The organism is Bifidobacterium apri, from assembly GCF_009299485.1.
GTDB classification, from domain to species: Bacteria; Actinomycetota; Actinomycetes; order Actinomycetales; family Bifidobacteriaceae; genus Bifidobacterium; species Bifidobacterium apri.
Map to the genome: position 1 here is coordinate 77,114 of NZ_WBSO01000005.1, position 19,376 is coordinate 96,489.

Below are 19,376 nucleotides of genomic sequence, written 5' to 3' on the forward strand. Positions count from 1 at the left end.
AAACCTTGTCTGAAAGCGATTGTCCTGAACGGTAACGGTGTTGCCCGGCGCCTGGCGCGTCGGTTTCGCCCAACACCTGTCCACGAGAATCCTTCTCAGACACGGCACACGACCAATTTGCAGTTATCCACAGGCTTCGGCAGATACATACCATTCCCAACGTTTCCAGAAAGGACGGGTGGCGATGAGCGTGATCGTCTCGCGCATGGCGCTCGACCATTTCCGATCGTGGGACCATTGCATCATTGACTTCCCTCCAGGAGTCACTGTGATCCAGGGCGCCAATGGCATGGGCAAAACCAACCTGGTCGAAGCGATTGAAGTGTTGTCTACCGGATCGAGCCACAGAACGTCCGGCTCTCTTCCCCTGGTCCAGCGCGGATATGAATCGGCTACGATCCGGGCTAATATCGTGGATATCGGTCTCAACGCCACCGGTTCGCGGCCAGAGGACGACGCCGCGGCGAATGCTGAATCGACATCAAATTCCCTTGAGGCGGGTTCGGAACAGCCGAATGAAAAACTGAATTCAAATCAGGATTTACAATCTGAGCGCGACGCCGCACCACAGCAGGTCGCCGACGGCGGTGACAGAGACGACGGCTCCACCGCATACACCACCATCGAACTGACCATCCGCGCCCATGGGGCGAACCGGGCACGTATTGACGGCGGCGCCTCAATGTACATGCGTGACATCCTCGGCCGGCTCCCCAGCATTTCATTCACTCCGGAGGATCAACGCCTGGTGTCGGGGGACCCTGCGACGCGACGCGGATTCATCAACCAGGCGGGAGCCCTGCTCATCCCCGGATATGACGAAGTGCACCAGGCATGCGCCAAAATCGCCAAACAGCGAGCGGCACTGCTGAAACAACTCGGAAAGCCTGCTGCTGAACAGCACTCGGGGTATGACCAGAGCAACCAGAACATGTACAGCGGGCCCGCCGGTGCCGCTGAGCACGCAGACGCATTGCAACCGGCGTTGAACGGACTGGAAATCTGGACCGGACAGTTCATTGAGACGGGCATCAGGCTCACTCGCATGCGCAAGCGCATCATCGATCAGCTCGCTCCCCTGTTCTCCCGGAATTACGATGCATTGTCGGGAGGCGGGGAACACGTCTCGCTCGCGTATCTTCCCTCATTCGATGAGGTGTTGGAAGAGGACGAGCCTCACCAGCTGATCAGCCGGCATTTTCAGCGCATCTATCCCGGCGAGGTGGCACGTGGTCAGAACCTGATCGGCCCTCACCGCGATGACATGGTACTGACCTTGGAAGGCGTCCCCGCCAAAGAATTCGCGTCCAACGGCGAGATGTGGACGATGGCGTTGGCACTCAAGATGGCGCTTGCCACGCTGATCGAGCAGACAACAGGCAACGCTCCCATCGTGATTCTTGACGATGTGTTCGCCCAGCTTGACGAGACGCGCCGCCGGCAGATCCTCGAATTCGCCGTCCGACGCGATCAGGTGCTGATCACCGCTGCCGCGGCAGGGGACGTGCCTGACCTGTCGCCGTATGGCGCACACGCGCGGATCGTCGATATCGCCGCTCTGCGGCATGAAAGCGAAGGCATGCAATCCGATCAGCTGCTGACAGACGAAACCGTCTCGCGGATCAGAGCCGCCCGGCAACAGAACGATGCGGGCGATGAGGCGTCGGCATGAACAAGCCAATTGCGCAGATGCTCAAGCTTGATCCGAGAAAACTGCCGGCACAGGTGTTCCAACGATATGCCGCGCGAGCGGGGATCATGCGCGACAGACAGGAACGCGAGGAAAAAGCCTGGGAGAGTTTCGGCAAACCGGGCAGGGATCCTAACACACTCGGGTCGTTGGTCTCCCTGCTGGCCAAGAACGGCAATTGGACTCCCCATCTCAAACTTGCTCAATTACGCAACCATTGGGACCAGGTCGTCGGCCCGCAAATCGCCCAGCATTCGGTGGTCTCTTCGTTCAAGGACGGTATTCTCGTGATCCAGACGGAATCTCCCGCATGGACCACGACCCTGACCTATATGATTCCGCAGCTGACTGATACCATCAGGGAGCGTCTTGACGGGTTGAATATCTCCCAGATTCGCGTGACGGGGCCGCAGGCGCATCCGTTTGCTCGCGGACGCCATGGCGGCTACCGTCGCTGAACGGTATCAAGTGCTCAAAGTCGCGAAAAATCGCGGAATCCCGTGTATTGCCCTCAGAGCCGCAAAGTCCCCCTTGATGTGTAGAATCACGTACAGTACTATAAAACGCCTAGAAGGCCCCGTTATTTTCGTTCTAGGGTATATCGACCGTGCCAGCAGGGGCGCTGCGCGGTGTGCTGGAAGGAATTTGTGTGGCAGACGCTGAAGCTGATTCGCTGAACAATGCTGCGCCCGGGCAGGGCGGGGTACCATCACAGACAGGCAATGAATCCAAGGCCGAACTCAACGACAAGGTCAACGACGCCATTGCCAACGACAAGCTCGAGAACGCCCAGCTTGACGATTCACTGTCCCCGGACCACTACGACGCCAGTGATTTGCGCGTGCTGGAAGGGCTTGAGGCGGTGCGTATCCGCCCGGGCATGTATATCGGCTCGACCGGTCCGCGAGGCCTGCATCATCTGGTCTACGAAATCGTCGATAACTCGGTGGACGAAGCCCTCGCCGGTTTCGCCACCCATATCGAAGTGACCATCCTGCCGGACAACGGCATTCGGGTGGTTGACGACGGTCGAGGCATCCCGGTTGACATCGTGCCGGGCGAAGGCGTCTCTGGTGTGGAAACGGTGATGACCAAGCTGCACGCAGGCGGCAAATTCGGCGGCGGCGGTTACGCCGTTTCCGGCGGTCTGCACGGCGTAGGTATCTCCGTCGTCAATGCGTTGTCCACGCGTATGGAAATCGAGGTGCGCCGGCAAGGCTTCCACTGGACCCAAACGTACATCGACCAGCATCCGACGGCGCCGCTCGCCCAAGGTAAGCCGATGGAAGACGGCGAATCGACCGGCACTTCCGTGACCTTCTGGGCGGATCCCAAGATCTTCGAAACCACAGTGTACGATTTCGAGACCCTGCGTTCGCGCTTCCAGCAGATGGCATTCCTCAATCGCGGTCTGCGCATCTCCCTGACCGACCTGCGTGAAATCGACCAGGCGGGCGACGAAGTGACCGGCGACGGCGACAACCCGGTCGAGGAAATGCACCGCTCGGTGACATACTGCTACGAGCACGGCATCAAGGATTACGTGGCCTATCTGGTCAAAAGCCGCAAAACCAACCCGATCGAAGAGGAAGTCATCGATTTCGAGGCGGAAGACCTCAAAATCGGCATCTCCGCAGAAATCGCCATGCAATGGACAACCGCATACTCTGAATCGGTACACACCTTCGCGAACACCATTTCCACAACCGAAGGCGGCACCCATGAGGAAGGCTTCCGCGCGGCGCTCACCACGCTCGTCAACCGGTATGCACGCGAGAAGAACATCCTGAAGGAGAAAGACGACAACCTCTCCGGCGACGACGTGCGCGAAGGCCTGACCGCCGTTGTTTCCGTCAAACTCACCAACCCGCAGTTCGAAGGCCAGACCAAGACCAAGCTGGGCAACTCCGAGGCGAAGACCTTCGTACAGCGTGTCATGACCGACAAGCTCGGCGATTGGTTCGATTCGCACCCTTCGGACGCGAAAAGCATCATCCAGAAGGCGATCGAGGCGTCCCGCGCCCGCATCGCAGCGAAGAAAGCTCGCGAATCGACCCGACGCAAGTCGATTTTCGAATCCGCCGGCATGCCGGACAAGCTCAAGGATTGCCAGTCCAACAATCCGGAAGAGTGCGAGCTGTTCATCGTCGAGGGTGATTCCGCAGGCGGCTCCGCCATCCAGGGACGCAACCCGATCACCCAGGCGATCCTGCCGTTGCGAGGCAAAATCCTCAACACTGAGCGTGCGTCCATCGACCGAATGCTCAAATCCGACACCATCGAGTCGCTGATCACCGCGATCGGCGGCGGGTACGGCGAAGATTTCGACGTGAGCAAGGTGCGCTACCACAAGATCATCATCATGGCTGATGCCGATGTCGACGGTGCGCATATCGCCACGCTGAATCTGACGCTGTTCTTCCGCTATATGCGGCCGATGATCACCGCCGGATACGTCTACGTCGCCATGCCGCCGCTGTACCGCATCAAATGGACCAAGGGGCCGCACTCCTTCGTGTACACGGACGCCGAACGCGACCGCGTGCTGCGTGAAGGCAAGGAAGCCGGCCGCCAATTGCCGAAGGGCGAAGGCATCCAGCGGTACAAGGGCCTGGGCGAAATGACCTATCAGGAGCTGTGGGAAACCACCATGGATCCTGATCATCGCATCCTCAAACAAATCCATATCGAGGACGCGGCGCAGGCGGACGAGACCTTCTCCATGCTCATGGGCGATGAGGTCGAGCCCCGTCGCCTGTTCATCCAGCGCAACGCGCACGACGCACGATTCATCGACGCGTGACCGTACAACGCCGGGATCCGCGGCTTTCGCAGGTCCCGGCACGGAAACCAGCACACTTCATCACTAGCCGCGTATCAGGCTAGCCATCCCACGAGGATGGACAAGAAAACGAAGGATCTACCGTGGCAGACGAAAACAACACCAACACCCCGGAAGACGGCGGGTCAAGCAATGACGACCAGCTCAACGGGCTGGACAACAACCGCGAGCCGTTGAGCCCGCAGGAAGCCGACAACACCGATTACGGCCTGATGAAAGGCCAGCGCGTCCAACCGATCGATTTGCAGCAGGAAATGCGCGAATCATACCTGGCGTACGCGCTGTCCGTCATCGTGGAACGCGCACTGCCAGACGTGCGAGACGGTATGAAGCCGGTTCATCGTCGTGTCATCTACGCGATGTACGACGGCGGATACCGACCCGATCGCGGATACAACAAGTGCTCCCGCGTCGTCGGTGACGTCATGGGTAAATATCACCCGCACGGCGATGCCGCCATCTACGATACCCTCGTGCGCATGGCACAGCCGTGGTCCATGCGCTACCCGCTGGTGGACGGACAAGGCAACTTCGGCTCTCCCGGCGACGATCCGGCAGCCGCCATGCGTTACACCGAATGCCGCATGGCCCCGCTCGCCATGGAAATGGTGCGTGACATCGACAAAGACACCGTTGATTTCGTGCCCAACTACGATGGCAAGACCCAAGAGCCGACCGTGCTTCCGAGCCGCTTCCCGAACCTGCTGGTCAACGGTTCCGCCGGCATCGCCGTCGGTATGGCCACCAACATTCCGCCGCACAACCTGCGTGAGGTGGCGGACGGCGTGCACTGGGCGCTTGACCATCCTGACGCGAGCCGGGAAGAACTGCTCAACGCGCTGATCGAACGGATCAAAGGACCGGACTTCCCGACCGGAGCGACCATCCTCGGCCATAAAGGCATCGAACAGGCATACCGCACCGGCCGCGGCTTGATCACCATGCGTGCCGTGGTCAACACGGAGGAAATCAACGGGCGTATGTGCCTGGTGGTCACCGAGCTGCCATACCAGGTCAACCCGGATCGTTTGGTCGTCTCCATCCGCGAAGCGGTGCGTGACGGCAAGATCCAAGGCATTGCCGACATGCGTGACGAGACCTCAGGCCGTACCGGTCAGCGTCTGGTCCTGGTGCTCAAGCGCGACGCCGTGCCGAAGGTCGTACTCAACAACCTGTACAAGCATTCCCAGCTGCAGCAGACATTCGGCGCCAATATGCTCGCCCTGGTCGACGGCGTGCCTCGCACGCTGAGCCTGGACGCGTTCATTCGCCATTGGGTCTCCCACCAGCTTGATGTTGTCGAACGTCGCACCCGGTATCTGAAGCGCGAAGCCGAAGAACGCGATCACATCCTGCAGGGCTATCTCAAGGCTCTGGACATGATCGATGAAGTCATCGCGCTCATCCGCTCCTCCAAAGACGTGGATACCGCCCGTGAAGGCCTGAAAGACCTGCTGGACGTCGATGACGTGCAGGCGGACGCGATCCTCGCGATGCAGCTGCGTCGTCTCGCCGCCCTCGAACGGCAGAAGATCCTCGATGAACATGAGGAACTGCAACGCAAAATCGCCGATTACAACGACATTCTCGCCAAGCCGGAACGTCAGCGTCAGATTGTGGGCGACGAGCTCGACGAAATCGTGGAAAAGTATGGCGATGAACGCCGTACCCGCATCCTGCCGTACTCGGGGGAGATGAACGTCGAAGACCTGATCGCTGAGGAGAACGTCGTCGTGACGGTCACCCATTCCGGGTTCATCAAGCGCACCAAGGCCGACGAATACCGCGCCCAGCATCGCGGCGGCAAGGGCATCAAGGGTACGAAGCTGCGCGAGGACGACGTGGTCGACCACTTCTTCCTCACCAGCACGCACAACTGGCTGCTGTTCTTCACCAACAAGGGACGCGTCTACCGGCTCAAGGCTTACGAACTGCCTGAAGGATCGAGAGATTCCAAGGGGCAGCACGTGGCCAACCTGCTGCAGTTCGCGCCTGACGAGACCATCCAGGCGGTATTGTCGATTCCGAACTATGACGTCGCCAAGTATCTGGTGCTGGCCACACGGTCCGGCAAAGTCAAGAAAACCAGCCTCTCCGAATATGATTCGCCTCGCCAGGGCGGCCTGATCGCCGTGCGTCTGGCGACGGATCCCGAGACCGGGGAGCCGGCAGACGAGCTGATCGGTGCCGCGCTGTGCAACCCGGAGGACGATATCATTCTCGTCTCCAAGTACGGCATGAGCCTCAAGTTCCGCGCGGATGACGAACAGCTGCGTCCGATGGGCCGCCAAACCGCCGGTGTGCAAGGCATGAAGTTCCGCAACGGCGACGAGCTGCTGTCCATGGACGTCATCTGGGGAGACAGCGACAAGGACCTGTTCGTGGTCACCAACGAAGGCTTCGCCAAGCGCACGGCCATCAGCGAATACCGTCTGCAAGGACGTAATGGCTTCGGAGTCAAGGCATTGCAGTTGGCTGAAGGTCGAGGTTCGCTCGTCGGCGCGCTCGTGGTCAGCGAAGATGACCAGGTCATGGCAATCATGAAGTCCGGCAAGGTCATCCGATCCGACGTGGCGGAAGTCAAGCGGACCGGCAGGACCACGCAGGGCGTGACCTTCGCCAAGCCTGATAAGGGCGACGAAATCCTTGCCATCGCTCGCAATGCCGAGAAGGATGACGACGAAGAACAAGATCAGAACGATGCCGATCAGCACGATCAGCACGCCGATGAGGCTGCGGCTGCGGCTGCACAGGACGTGCAGCAATGAGCTGAAGGCGGGCCGTACCAGCGCAACAGGTACGGCCCGCCAGATAGTGTGCAGACCTTGCCATACCAGCGGCAATCGTCCCCGAACACTGGTAGGTTCACTAATCAGGCGAAGGCAGTCGGAACGTCCAAGGAGAAACAATGAGCGAATACGTCGACGAAGAGGGGCGCCGCGAACCACGCGTAGGCAGGACCGTCTCGAATCAGCCGATAAGCACCGGTAACGAGACCCCGCTGCCATCTGCAGCGCGTGCCGCGGCTGCGAACAAGCGTCGCCACCATACGCCGCGAGCCAGGCGTATGAGCCTGTCTCTGACACGAGTGGACGCTTGGTCGGTAGCAAAAGTCACCTTCCTGCTCAGTGTGGCCGGGGGCATTATCCAGATCGTGGCGGCGGCACTCGTGTGGCTGGTGCTGAACATGGCGGGCGTGTTCGACCAAGTCACGCAGATCGTCTCCTCGACCGGCCTTGATTCCAGCGGATTCAATCTTGCCGACGTGCTCTCGCTGAGTACGGTGCTCAGCACGGTGACCATCCTCGCCATCATCGGCGTCGTGCTGTTAACCCTCCTGGCGACGATTTTCGCGCTGCTGTACAACGTGGTCAGCTCGCTTGTCGGCGGCGTCCATGTGACCTTGGGTGATGACTGACGGCATCTGCGATTCAACGACATTACGGGACGGTTCGGCATTCCGAGCCGTCCCTTTGTCTATCTTGGGGACGATTTCACGCCGATTGCATATGCCGATGAGTCAAGCACCCTGCTGCTGTGCGTTTGCCGAGGTTGGACGGTCTGTCGGCGTTGGCGGATGCCGGAACCGCACATGCTTATGGCGAACGTGCATGTGCCGCGAATAAGATAGCCGGTAGATGGCTCCGTACGACAAAAGAGGAGGTGTCGGCTATGACAGGAACGTCGGTAGATTCGGTCAATATGCCCACAACATCCGCCTCATCGCCGAAATCATTGCCGGATGATGCGCTTGCGGGACAGCACACCACTGACCCTCAAGCCTCATACTCCTATGTGGACCCGTGGAAGCCGGATACCGTGCTAGAAGGCTATCAACAGGCGACCGTCCATCTTGGAGAGGACGACGAAGGGGAAATCGTGGCGACATTCGTGCGCAAGGACCCTTCGAAGCTCTCCCTGCAACAACGTTGGCGACGTTGGCATTACAAACTGCGCGGTCACCGTCTGGCCATCATGTATGTGCATGGGTGGAACGATTACTTCTACCGTCGGCATGCTTCCGAATATTGGGAATCGTTGGGAATCCCCTTCTATGCCGTGGACTTACGCAAATTCGGGCGTTCCTACCGCTCCTACCAGACCCCCGGATACATCGAGAATCTGCATGAATATCGTTTGGAATTCAACGCATTGCGCAACCAGATCGTCAAAGAGCAGGGCAACGATGTCCGCATTCTGATGATCGCCCACTCCCAGGGCGGTTTGAGCGCATCACTGTGGGTCAATGCCGAACATCCCCATCATGTCGAGGCGCTGTCGCTGAATTCGCCATGGCTTGAATTGCAAGGCAACCGCATGTTCCGTCTGCTGTCCACGCCCGTCGTGCAGATGTATCGCCTGCGGGGCGGGAAAACCGTGATGCCGATGCGCGACCCGGGATTCTACGCCCGGTGCATCAAACGCTCGACCGGCGGAGAGTGGGATTACCTCGACCATCCGCTCAATCCTGGAGTCGAATTCCTCACCCGTGCCGGCTGGATGCAAGCGATTTACAGCGGGCAGGACGAGATCGCGAAGAATCTTGATATTCAGATCCCGATCCTCGTGTGCACGTCAGACAAGTCGATGATGCTGCAATCCACATGGGATGAAGGCATGCGTGAGGCGGACAGTGTACTGGACGTCACCGCGATCCGTCAGGCGGCACTGCATTTGGGCGATGTCGTCGCGTTGGCGACCATTCGTGGCGGGCTTCATGATTTGAGCATGTCCAAGCCGGATGCGCGGCGCAAGTACTTCCGCATCGTCACCACATGGGCGTCGATGATGGCATGGCGGCGGGTCATACCCGCATCATGGGTGAATGAGGCATTGGCAAGGCTGTAATCGGATCAGATGCCTGCAGCGGTGCGGCGATATGGCGCGGATACGTGCTTTGCCGAAATCGGTGGGTAAAACCGAGTAGTCAATAGTCCAATAATCAAGAGTTCCGCAGTGGATAATGGCGGTTCTTCTTGGCAATGATGCGTTTTCTGCAAGCGTATGGTCAGAAATCATCATGTCGTTGGGAACATCTTCCTCAGCTCATGCGCTAGTGTTGATGCACGATGAGTATCGTAACCTTGTATGCGAAGACCTTCGGCACGCCACTGCTGATTGCGCTGCTACTCTGGCCGGTTCTCGCAGCGTTCCTGACACTGCCGATCCTCGCCTTGCTGTACCACCGAGAGCACCGTCTTCGGCTCGCATCGACCATCGGCTCGTATTTGAGCGTGCTCTATGTGGTCGGTCTGCTGACCTTCACCCAGTACCCGATGCCCGACGAGCCGGACCGGTATTGCGCCGTACATCATCTTTCGCCGCAACTCAATCCCGTGGAATTCATTCAGGACATCGCCACCGGCGGCGTATCCGCAGTGATGCAGCTGCTGCTCAACATCGTGCTGTTCATACCGCTCGGATTCCTGCTCATGCGTTTTCTGAGGCGAAGCATGACACATGCCGTGGTCGTCGGTTTTCTGCTGTCGCTGGCGATCGAACTGACGCAATTGAGCGGATTCTGGGGCATCTATCCATGTTCATACCGGCAATTCGATGTCGACGATTTGCTGACCAACACCTTGGGTGCGCTGGTCGGTTACGGCATCGCGAAGCTCTGCGATCGCCGGTGGCCGCCAAAACCGGTTGACCGGGCGGAAATCAATCATCGGCCGGGGATCGTGCACCGCGGGGTGACCTTCGCCATCGACATGATCATCGTCACCGTGGGATACTACCCGTTGGGTATCGCCGTCGTCTGGCTGTTCCATGCGCTCGCCAAACCGCTGCCGGACGGGACATTCCAGCTGGCAGGCGCCATGGTGCACGTCGACTCCTTGAATACCGTGGTCACGGTGCTTGGCATGGTGTCATTCCTGGTGTTCGAGCTGTGGATTCCGGCGACGCACCACGGGCAGACGCTCGGCGGCATGTTCACCCACATGAGTATGGAGACCCGCGAACGTCATGGATGGCGGCGGGCGGTGTTCTATGCGATTCGCACGGTGATTATCGGCGGATGGTTCCTCCTGACGCTGCTGCAAAAAGATACGCACAGCGGACTGTTGGTCATCGCGGTCGCGGTGTTTGCCCTGATATTCAAACAGATGCCGTGGGATTATGCGCCGGGAGACGCCCGCACAGGGCATGATGGCGTATCGGCGCAATCCATATCCGGCAGCGGCAGTGGGTTGGACTGTGAGCCGGACGGCGGACAGATAGGCGATGCACCGCAATCCGCACCACGAATCGCCGGCATGACTCCTATGTCAGCGGCCGCACCGGCATCTGCAGATACTGTGCAACGGCAAGAACATCAATGATGTGTAGCCCACCGGGCTATATGTCGGGGTTTCGCAAGGCTTGGAATCATTGGGTATTTTATATCCAAGGCGGCTATGTGAACCTTAAACGATGCTGGTTCTAGCACATGGGGATGCTTCGTGACACATCATTTGGTGCGTAGGTCGGGCCATGGCGGGGGTAGGAGTTCGTCGATGGTGACGTCGAGGATCTGGGCGATGGCGATCAGAGTCTTGGAGGTGGGGTTGGGCGTGGGCCCGGCGAAGCCTCCCGATTCGAGTCGTTGGTACTGCACCGTGGAGAGTCCGGCGTCCGAGGCCACACGCTCTTGGCTGAGGCCACGTTGGTCGCGCAGGCGGCGCAGGCGTATGCCGAGCCCCATGGCGTACTGCCGCCAGGTGAGTTCGTCGGATATGCGCTCGTGCATGGTTCCATCCAAGTGCACCACTGCATATATGATTACTTCATAAATGTAGTATTCCGTGGTCTGTGATGGCCTTGGAAGAGCAGAACGACAGACCGGGAGGAACGATGTCCGACGAAATCAAGGACGTGCCGGAGGATACGCTCGAGGGCGAGTCCGGGGAGACTGAGACCACAGCTGAGAAGCCCAAGCGCAACCACAAGAAGCTCACCGCCATCATCATCGCCGTCATCGTCGTGGCGCTGGTGGGTATTGGCGGCGGCTACGCCTACTGCACCCATCAAGAATTGACTGCATACCGTGCGGCGGTCGCGCAGGCGGAAGCGGCTGACAAGGCGCTCTCGAAGACGGTGGACGAGGCCACCGCGACCGAGTACAAGGCGGATCAGCTCAAGGAGCCGAAGCTGCTGGACAAGCTCGACGGCGCCATCAAGAAGGCGAAGGCGCTCAAGGGCGTCCACGAGGACCAGCCGGGCGAGTGGCTGGTGTGGCAGCTCGCCTCCGCGAAGCAGGCCAATGCCACGGACGCGGACGAGGCCAATGCCCAAGCGAGGGCGCTTGATGCCGCGCTCAAGGCCGTCAAGGACAGCAAGCTGGCGAAGGAGCTGGACACCGCCAAGACGCAGCTCAAGCAGGGTATTGACAGCGCAAGCCGGACCCTCAAGGACACGGAGGGGAAGGTGGCAGACAACGCCACCCGCGACAGCCTCACGAAGGCCATCGACGAGGCGAACAAGACCATCGGCAAGAAGGACGTGTCCGACCCGAAGACGTACACCGGCCAGCAGGCGAAGCTCGACGTCGCCGTCAAGCAGGTGAACGACTCCAAGGCCGCGAAGGAGAAGGCCGACGCCGAGGCCGCAGCCAAAGCCCAAGCGGAAGCCGAAGCGAAAGCGCAGGCAGCCGCCCAAGCAGCCGCAGCAGCCGCGCAGTCGCAGCGCTCCTACTCCAAGTCCTCCACCCGTGGGTATTCCTCCAGCAAGAGCTACACCGCCCCGAAGAAGTCCAGCAGCGGGTATTCCGCCCCGCAGCGGTCTTACACCGCCCCGAAGCAGTCCAGCAGCGGCGGCTCAACGAGCGGCTCAACGAGTGGCTCAACAAGCGGCGGTGGGTGCCCGCTGTGCAGGGCTTATGGTGACCCTAACGCTCCGGGTGACCCTGACGCTCCGATTGTGCGCTGATAACGTTCCTCTCCGATAAGCCTCACCTTCCCATCGAAGGTGAGGCTTTTTTCATATGCATCGCAGCCCTATTAATGCTACGGTTGCCCCCAGTACTTCATTCTCCCTGCGTAATACCTGCCTCTTGATTGCCTGTTTGACGGCGAGCAGGCCGCTTGTGTGGCCTTGCCTATGTAGTCAAGATTCAAGGAGCGTTATGCAGTTGAAGAAGCATAATTCTAAGACTCCGCCCGAGCGCAAGCCGAAGTGGTTGAGGAAGGGTATTGCCCTTCTCACGGCTGTGGCGACTCTTGCCACGGGCGGCATCATTGCTTCCACAGCCTACGCTGGCGGTGGCGGCGGCAACGAAACGGCTGGACCGGGTGGAACCCCGAGCAAAAGCCGTGATGTTTGGTGGACATACAAGGATCAGGCGCTTTCCAACCCGAATGACGTGACCTCAGGCTCGTTCGGGTCTGCCGCATCTGATGCGCCGGTCTACGAGGCCTTTAAAGAAGCGGGTATTTCGGTCGATACCGAAGGACCGACCAAGATTACGGCGGCTCGCGAGCAGGCTTATAACGAGTGCGTGAACGGCTTCCACCAGCGTCATCCGGGTGAGGGTGACGGCGACTGCCGTGTGGTCGCGGTCGGTGCCATGTTGGGCGACAACGCGTACCACGGCACTTCTTGGCAGGAGGACATAGCGTCCCACTGGGTCACGTATTGGGATCAATACATCAAGCCAGTTGAGTACAACTATGCCGGCACCCGGGGCTACCATGTTTATGCGCCATTTGAAGACGATAAGAGCATGTCCGTCCAGGGCATAATGAACGAGAGGGTGTGCGGTAACGCGGCTTCTTGCCCGGCAGAAAATAAAGCCGTTATAAACCAGTTGAGCATCGTGGTGATCGTTCTGGACAAGTACCAGCCTGCTGCGCCGATTGTGAAGTTCACCCCCACCATCTCCACCGATGCCCCTCACATCATTCAGGAGGGGCAGTCCATCACCGACAAGGTGACGGTCGGCTTGAAGCTGGGTGACAAGTGGGCTGACGGCGTGAGCATCACGGCGAAGGGGTATTACTTCACCGGTTCGAAGGACGTGATCCTCAAGCAACGTCAATATACGGGCGATAAGACCGACGCCGGTTTCAAGGCTTACCTCACCAATATCGAGAAGGCCGGAGGCGTGCAGCTGGGTGACCCGGTGACGTTGACGTTCACCGGGATTGGCAATCAGACAGCGACCCTCAATAAGAAGGCTCCCGCGAACACGTGGGGCACGTGGGTGTTCGACGGTAAAACCAGCGGAACGGTGGCGGGATTCGTCGGAGGGCGGTGTGCGCTCATATGATGTCCTCGGCCCTCAGGCTGTCGTCGAGTCCGATGAGATGGAAGCGCCCGGCCGGGGCTTGCTCGGGGTCGCCGAGGTAGTCGGAGATCTCGTTGGGGTCGTAGCGGTGCATGCCGCCCTGTCTGGTCATGTAGATGACCTGGCGGAACTTTCTGAACATCGCCTTGCGTTGGGGCCGTTCGATCTCGCTATACAGTTCGTTGAGGGGCAGGTTGCTCACGATCCACACGGTATCGTACATGGCGATCCGGTTGTGGTAGCGGGCGGCCAGAGTGGTGCGCCACCGGTCGGTGACGTTCAAGAGCTGGTCGAACGGCAGCGTGCCGGCGAACTCGTCCATCAGCAGCACCTTCTGGTTCTCGTAGCCGTCGAAGGGATGCTGGTAGTCGCTGACGCGGTACACGTCCTCGGGCGCATATTTGTTCATCACATAGGAGGTCTTGCCCACGCCCGTCTGCCCGTACAGGTAGTAGACCTCGATGTCGCGGCTGCTGCTGGAGTTGTAGATCGACCTGTCCCTTGCCTCGATGAGCCGCGAGAGCCATCCAGCTAGGCATACGCCAACGCCTCCGCGCCAAGAGGGAACCTCCTGCCCCCCCTCTTGCCCGGCTCCTTCGGATTGGGATACCGCGCCAACAGATACGTGGGCACGCCATTGCGGTTCTTCCTCTTCACCACTGAACCGAACCGTCTGCTCAAACCTCTTCTCCTGCGTACGGGGCTAGCCTTCCCGCAACGGCCGGCGATACCCCCAGATGATACCCCAAGGCGCGCAAACCGACACAAACAGAGCCACCGAGACACGAACACCAAACCATCACAAACCAAGTAAAACCCGCAAAACGCAACAAAAACGGGGCTCCCGAACCAAATCGGAAACCCCGCAAACACAGCCCAGTCTGCTGCTGTCTACGCTGAACAGCCAGCCAGCGTAGACAGCAGCAGAAGAGGATCAGAAAATACCCTGCGCGACCATCGCGTTCGCGACCTTGACGAAGCCGGCGGCATTCGCACCGAGCATCAGATCGCCCTCGTGACCATACTCCTTCGCGGCGTTCAGGGAATTCGCCACGATGTCTTCCATGATCTGCTTGAGCTTGGCATCGACCTCGTCAAAGGTCCAGCTCAGTCGATACGAGTTCTGACTCATCTCCAAGCCGGATACGGCCACACCGCCCGCGTTGGCGGCCTTTGCGGGGCCATACAGCAGCTTTGCGCCCTGATATACGGCGATGGCTTCCGGCGTGCTGGGCATATTCGAGCCTTCGCACACGACCGTGCAACCGTTGTCAACAAGTGCACGGGCGGATTCACCGTCAATTTCGTTCTGCGTGGCGCACGGCAGTGCGATATCGCACGGCACGGTCCACACATTACGGCAATCATCGTGATATTCGGAACCGGGAACACGCTCCGCATACTCCTTGATGCGCCCGCGGTGACCGAGCTTGATGTCCTTGACCACATCCAGGTCGATGCCCTTGGGATCATAGACATAGCCGTTCGAATCGGAGCATGTGACGACTTTGGCGCCCAGACGCTGTGCCTTTTCAATCGCGAAAATCGCGACATTGCCGGAACCGGAGACGACGACGGTCTTGCCTCGGAAGGAATCGTTGCGCAGGACGCGCAGCGCTTCCTGCGTGTAGTAGCACAGCCCGTAGCCGGTCGCCTCGGTGCGTGCCAGCGAGCCGCCGAATTCCAAACCTTTGCCGGTGAGCACGCCGGAGTATTCGTCGCGGATGCGCTTGTATTGGCCGAACAGGTAGCCGATTTCGCGGGCGCCGACATTGATGTCGCCGGCGGGAACATCGGTGAACTGGCCGATATGACGCTGCAACTCGGTCATGAACGCTTGGCAGAAGCGCATCACCTCACCGTCGGAACGGCCCTTCGGATTGAAATCAGAGCCGCCCTTGCCGCCGCCCATGGGCAGACCGGTCAGGGAATTCTTGAGAATCTGTTCAAAACCAAGGAACTTGATTACGGATTCGTTCACGGTCGGGTGGAAGCGCAAACCGCCCTTATACGGGCCAATGGCGGAGTTGAATTGCACGCGGTAGCCGCGATTCACCTGGACATGGCCTTCGTCGTCCGTCCAAGCGACACGGAACTTCACCAGACGCTCCGGCTCGACGAACCGTTCCAGCACACCGTTACGCTCATATTCAGGGTGCTTGGCGACGACCGGTTCCAAGCTTTCGAACACTTCACGGACAGCTTGCAGGAATTCAGGCTGATCGCCGTCGCGACGTTCCACTTGCGCATACACGCGTTTGACATACTCTTCAGTGAGCATAGCTCTCCCCTCATTGGTCGGGTTATTGATAAGACGGTTTTATTCTAAGCGCGGGCGTATATGCCGGCAAGAGCATGTGCGGCGATTTCCGCCCTTTGGACATGAGACAGACGGTGAAATGTACACAAATACGGGAAGGTCTGGCTTCATCAGGCGTGTCGCGCCACCAATCCCTGCCCGCCGGACGGTACGATGGCAACCAGGCGCTGTATCCACAGCCCACGTCGACTGCATTTCCCTTGGCGGACGCCGGCGGCGCACCACCTGACGAATTGTCGTCCTGAATGCCGGTAAACGGACAACATTGGAACCATCCAGTATGACCATCAGTCACATTCATACGAATCGAGAACAACAATGATAGACGGATTCAAGAAATTCATCGCCCGTGGCAACATGATCGACATGGCCGTCGGTGTAGTGATGGGCGCTGCAGTCACCGCTGTGGTGAACTCCATCGTCAACAACCTGATCAACCCGCTCATCGCCATGATCTTCGGCAAACCCAATATGGACGGGCTGCTCGCCTTCACCTTCAATGGTGCGACCGTGTCCTTCGGCGCGATTCTCAGCGCGCTGCTGAACTTCCTGATTGTTGCGGCGGCTGTGTACTTCTGCATTCTGGTGCCGATCAACAAGCTGCGGGATATGTCGGAGGCGTTGATTGCCAAGGCCAAAGGCGAAGCGGACGCCAAGGCTGAAGAAGAGCAGGAACAGAAGCTGAGCAACGACGAAGAGACCGTGCTGTTGCTGCGTGAGATCCGTGACCAGCTTGCCAAGCAGAATGGGGAAGCCGCCGCAGATATTCCGTCTGGCGTGCGCTGACACGCGAAACCCGAACCCCGAACCCTGAACCTTGACCCCTGAACCTCTGAACCTCTGAACCTCGAACCCTGAACCCTGAACCCCGACCTTCCCAAACTGTCTACGCCTGTGTGCCCGTTTGCGTAGCTGGTTTGTGGGTGTTTCCAAACTGGTGATGTTGGCGGGTTCCTGAGCGTGGCTGGTTTGTGGGTGTTTCCAAACTGGTGATGTTGGAGGGCTCTTGAGCGTGGCTGGTTTGTGAGAGATTCCAAACTGTCTACGCTTGGGAGGCTGTTTGCGTAGCTGGTTTGTGGGGGTGGGCGGCAGGGATGTACTGGAACTGTCGTCCCCGCCTGCTTCTGCCGACGCTGAGAGCCCTGTCAGTGTCGGCAGAAGGTTGGGAATTCGATAGGCGGCGGTTGTGCGTAGCTGGTTTGTGGGTGGAATACGTGGGAAATACGATAACCCCCGGAACTCTGCTGAATTCAGGATTCCGGGGGTTTCTGTTGTGGAGCTAGCCGGGTTCGAACCGGCGACCCTCTGCTTGCAAAGCAGATGCGCTACCAGCTGCGCTATAGCCCCGTGTGAAAAAAAGAGCGGCTCGCTGGCCGCTGATTTTTTCGACGTGGGCCCGGGAGGACTTGAACCTCCGACCTCATCCTTATCAGGGATGCGCTCTAACCACCTGAGCTACGGGCCCGATCCATACGCTAAAAGCGCACAAGCAGATATAATACCATATTTGGGACTTCCGTCAACCTGGGTCCATCCGGCGTGTCGGGATTGGATCTGATCGGTTGTTGTCTGATTATTCGCACCTGACGGACATGCTGATGCATCGATGTCATGACGGGCATCCCTGCAGCACATCGGGCGGTAAGCACCGTTAACGGTGCCCGCGCGAACCCCGGCATGCAATGCTTAGACGCCGGCACTTCTTCGGCATCGACTACGCTGATGGGCATGTGTGGACGATTCGCGGCAGAGCTTGATTACCCTGAAATTGCACAGATGCTGCACGCACAACCGTCCGCCGGATTGCCGAAACGGTCATGGAACATCAGTCCCACTCAAACCATAGCAATCGTCGGACAAGACGCGCATGGCGTCAATCACCTTGCCCCGGCTTACTGGTCGCTGATTCCGCCCGCCGCCGAATCAAAGAAACTCCCCTACCCCACATTCAATGCGCGCATCGAATCGGCGCTTGACAAACCGACCTTCGCACAAGCTGCCAAACATAATCGCGCCATCATCCCCGTATCTGGCTACTACGAGTGGACGCCGGATCGCGAACCCTACTACTTCCATGCGAACGACAACCATCCATTGCTGCTGCTTGGCTTGTATTCCTGGTGGAAGCCCCGGGAACAAGCACATGCCACGTGGCTGCTCACCGCAACCATCCTGACGCGTGACTCGGTCGGCATCGCCGCGCAGGTACACAATCGGATGCCAGTGCTGACCGACACGCAACACGCTCAGGAATGGCTCAATCGCGACATTCCCGGAGATGATATTCTCCCCGCGGCATCCTCACGCGGGGCGGCGTTGTCGCAGACATTGCTGGCGTGCCACCGTGTCGCGCCGTTGCACGGTGACGGTCCGGAACTCACCGAGCCGTATGATGACATGATGTTGCGCTTCTGACCGCGGACCGTACCATCCGGTCGCATACGAATACCGTATGAGGAACCGGAAAACAGAAAGGACCCATGCCGTGACCTACCGACGCCGCGTCTCAAGGCGCGTCATCTCGACCGACACCATCGATATCGACGGAATGACAGTCACGGTGATCCGCAAGCCGATCCGCAATATGTATCTGCGTGTCCAGCCGCCAAACGGCGACATCCGGGTGACCGCCCCCGCACGCATATCCGCCGGGCAAATCGTGACATTCGTCCATGCAAGACAGGAGTGGATCCGCGCCCAGCAACGAAAAATCCAGTACATGCAACGCGAGACGCGGCATTTGATCGAGGCCGTGGACGAAGACGATAAGCGGATAGCAACCGGTGAACGGTTGCCATCCCAAACCCAGACAGTGACACAAGCCGACGGGCAGCCGGGGCGGGAAAGCCATTCGGGAGACGACGGACAGCACAATCCAGACAGACAGCTTCCAAGAAGCGGACACGCAGATGCCACGGTGTGGACCGATGAAGTCCAACGGTATGCCCGGCACACGCTGGAACAGCGGCTTCCCGCGTTGCTGGACCATTGGACGCGCGTAATCGGGCGCTCGCCGACGCGCATCACATTCCGCATCATGCGGTCGCGCTGGGGGTCGTGCACCCCCGCGACAGGGCGAATCCGGCTGAACCTGCAACTGGGACTGATGGAACCGCGATTCCTGGAATATGTGCTGGTCCATGAAATGACCCACCTGTGGGTGGGCGGCCATGGACCGAGGTTCCAGCAGCTGATGGACCGGTTCCTGCCCGGATGGCGTGACCTGCGTCGGGAACTCAACCAATACGCCGTGCTATAA

At 59.3% G+C, this 19,376-nt stretch carries 15 protein-coding genes and 2 tRNA genes; 12 read left to right on the plus strand and 5 right to left on the minus strand.

The genetic code is table 11. The annotated features are described in order from the left end of the window. The first annotated feature begins 190 nt into the window (after positions 1-190). The 7 genes from DSM100238_RS04945 to DSM100238_RS04975 all read left to right on the plus strand — a co-directional run bounded on the left by DSM100238_RS04945 (position 191) and on the right by DSM100238_RS04975 (position 10,855). Positions 191-1,672 (plus strand): DNA replication/repair protein RecF, encoded by a 1,482-nt coding sequence (locus DSM100238_RS04945; RefSeq protein WP_152355629.1) that lies wholly within the window; start codon positions 191-193, stop codon positions 1,670-1,672. Next, on the plus strand, positions 1,669-2,148 hold the full coding sequence (locus DSM100238_RS04950; RefSeq protein WP_152355586.1) for a DciA family protein: 480 nt from the start codon (positions 1,669-1,671) through the stop codon (positions 2,146-2,148). The genes DSM100238_RS04945 and DSM100238_RS04950 overlap by 4 nt, the downstream gene beginning before the upstream one ends. A gap of 305 nt (positions 2,149-2,453) precedes the next feature. Next, complete coding sequence (gene gyrB / locus DSM100238_RS04955) at positions 2,454-4,493, plus strand: DNA topoisomerase (ATP-hydrolyzing) subunit B (protein WP_205730692.1); 2,040 nt, start codon at positions 2,454-2,456, stop codon at positions 4,491-4,493. Positions 4,494-4,615: 122 nt separating this feature from the next. Beyond that, on the plus strand, positions 4,616-7,300 hold the full coding sequence (gene gyrA, locus DSM100238_RS04960; RefSeq protein ID WP_376830993.1) for a DNA gyrase subunit A: 2,685 nt from the start codon (positions 4,616-4,618) through the stop codon (positions 7,298-7,300). Between the two features lie 140 nt (positions 7,301-7,440). Beyond that, positions 7,441-7,950, plus strand: coding sequence for a DUF3566 domain-containing protein (locus DSM100238_RS04965; RefSeq protein WP_152355588.1), 510 nt, complete (start codon positions 7,441-7,443; stop codon positions 7,948-7,950). Between the two features lie 254 nt (positions 7,951-8,204). Beyond that, a complete protein-coding gene (locus DSM100238_RS04970) occupies positions 8,205-9,380 on the plus strand; it encodes an alpha/beta hydrolase (protein ID WP_240812351.1) in 1,176 nt (391 codons plus the stop codon). 221 nt (positions 9,381-9,601) lie between these two features. Continuing rightward, the gene (locus DSM100238_RS04975; protein WP_152355589.1) at positions 9,602-10,855 is read left to right on the plus strand and encodes a VanZ family protein; all 1,254 of its coding nucleotides are present in this window, start codon (positions 9,602-9,604) and stop codon (positions 10,853-10,855) included. A gap of 128 nt (positions 10,856-10,983) precedes the next feature. Here DSM100238_RS04975 and DSM100238_RS04980 read toward each other — a convergent pair whose 3' ends face one another. Beyond that, the gene (locus tag DSM100238_RS04980; RefSeq protein ID WP_240812352.1) at positions 10,984-11,274 is read right to left on the minus strand and encodes a helix-turn-helix domain-containing protein; all 291 of its coding nucleotides are present in this window, start codon (positions 11,272-11,274) and stop codon (positions 10,984-10,986) included. Between the two features lie 92 nt (positions 11,275-11,366). On the opposite strand from DSM100238_RS04980, the gene DSM100238_RS04985 reads away from it, so the two are divergent. Both DSM100238_RS04985 and DSM100238_RS04990 read left to right on the plus strand, forming a co-directional pair. Further along, entirely contained in the window at positions 11,367-12,440 is a 1,074-nt protein-coding gene (locus DSM100238_RS04985; protein WP_240812353.1) for a colicin transporter, read from the plus strand. Between the two features lie 196 nt (positions 12,441-12,636). Further along, entirely contained in the window at positions 12,637-13,779 is a 1,143-nt protein-coding gene (locus tag DSM100238_RS04990) for a hypothetical protein (protein ID WP_152355591.1), read from the plus strand. On the opposite strand, the gene DSM100238_RS04995 is transcribed toward DSM100238_RS04990, so the two are convergent. After that, positions 13,772-14,308, minus strand: a complete 537-nt coding sequence (locus tag DSM100238_RS04995; RefSeq protein ID WP_338071666.1) for a hypothetical protein — start codon at positions 14,306-14,308, stop codon at positions 13,772-13,774. The two genes, DSM100238_RS04990 and DSM100238_RS04995, sit on opposite strands and share 8 nt — an antisense overlap. Before the next feature lie 423 nt (positions 14,309-14,731). Continuing rightward, on the minus strand, positions 14,732-16,078 hold the full coding sequence (gene gdhA, locus DSM100238_RS05000; protein WP_152355593.1) for an NADP-specific glutamate dehydrogenase: 1,347 nt from the start codon (positions 16,076-16,078) through the stop codon (positions 14,732-14,734). Between the two features lie 357 nt (positions 16,079-16,435). Here gdhA and mscL point away from each other — a divergent pair, with 357 nt between their 5' ends. Further along, complete coding sequence (mscL, locus tag DSM100238_RS05005) at positions 16,436-16,903, plus strand: large conductance mechanosensitive channel protein MscL (protein WP_152355594.1); 468 nt, start codon at positions 16,436-16,438, stop codon at positions 16,901-16,903. A 488-nt stretch (positions 16,904-17,391) separates the two neighbouring features. On the opposite strand, the gene DSM100238_RS05010 is transcribed toward mscL, so the two are convergent. Continuing rightward, positions 17,392-17,464, minus strand: a tRNA-Ala gene (locus DSM100238_RS05010). A 44-nt stretch (positions 17,465-17,508) separates the two neighbouring features. Further along, positions 17,509-17,582, minus strand: a tRNA-Ile gene (locus tag DSM100238_RS05015). 212 nt (positions 17,583-17,794) lie between these two features. On the opposite strand from DSM100238_RS05015, the gene DSM100238_RS05020 reads away from it, so the two are divergent. Both DSM100238_RS05020 and DSM100238_RS05025 read left to right on the plus strand, forming a co-directional pair. Further along, complete coding sequence (locus DSM100238_RS05020; RefSeq protein WP_240812354.1) at positions 17,795-18,532, plus strand: SOS response-associated peptidase; 738 nt, start codon at positions 17,795-17,797, stop codon at positions 18,530-18,532. Positions 18,533-18,602: 70 nt separating this feature from the next. After that, a complete protein-coding gene (locus DSM100238_RS05025; protein ID WP_240812355.1) occupies positions 18,603-19,376 on the plus strand; it encodes a M48 family metallopeptidase in 774 nt (257 codons plus the stop codon).

What these genes read in the sequence shown, in the direction of transcription:
- DSM100238_RS04950 (WP_152355586.1), top strand. Translation starts at nt 1,669, where the DNA reads ATGAACAAGCCAATTGCGCAGATGCTCAAGCTTGATCCGAGAAAACTG.
- DSM100238_RS04965 (WP_152355588.1), top strand. Translation starts at nt 7,441, where the DNA reads ATGAGCGAATACGTCGACGAAGAGGGGCGCCGCGAACCACGCGTAGGC.
- DSM100238_RS04970 (WP_240812351.1), top strand. Translation starts at nt 8,205, where the DNA reads ATGACAGGAACGTCGGTAGATTCGGTCAATATGCCCACAACATCCGCC.
- DSM100238_RS04975 (WP_152355589.1), top strand. Translation starts at nt 9,602, where the DNA reads ATGAGTATCGTAACCTTGTATGCGAAGACCTTCGGCACGCCACTGCTG.
- DSM100238_RS04985 (WP_240812353.1), top strand. Translation starts at nt 11,367, where the DNA reads ATGTCCGACGAAATCAAGGACGTGCCGGAGGATACGCTCGAGGGCGAG.
- DSM100238_RS04990 (WP_152355591.1), top strand. Translation starts at nt 12,637, where the DNA reads ATGCAGTTGAAGAAGCATAATTCTAAGACTCCGCCCGAGCGCAAGCCG.
- gdhA (WP_152355593.1), bottom strand. Translation starts at nt 16,078, where the DNA reads ATGCTCACTGAAGAGTATGTCAAACGCGTGTATGCGCAAGTGGAACGT.
- mscL (WP_152355594.1), top strand. Translation starts at nt 16,436, where the DNA reads ATGATAGACGGATTCAAGAAATTCATCGCCCGTGGCAACATGATCGAC.
- DSM100238_RS05020 (WP_240812354.1), top strand. Translation starts at nt 17,795, where the DNA reads ATGCAATGCTTAGACGCCGGCACTTCTTCGGCATCGACTACGCTGATG.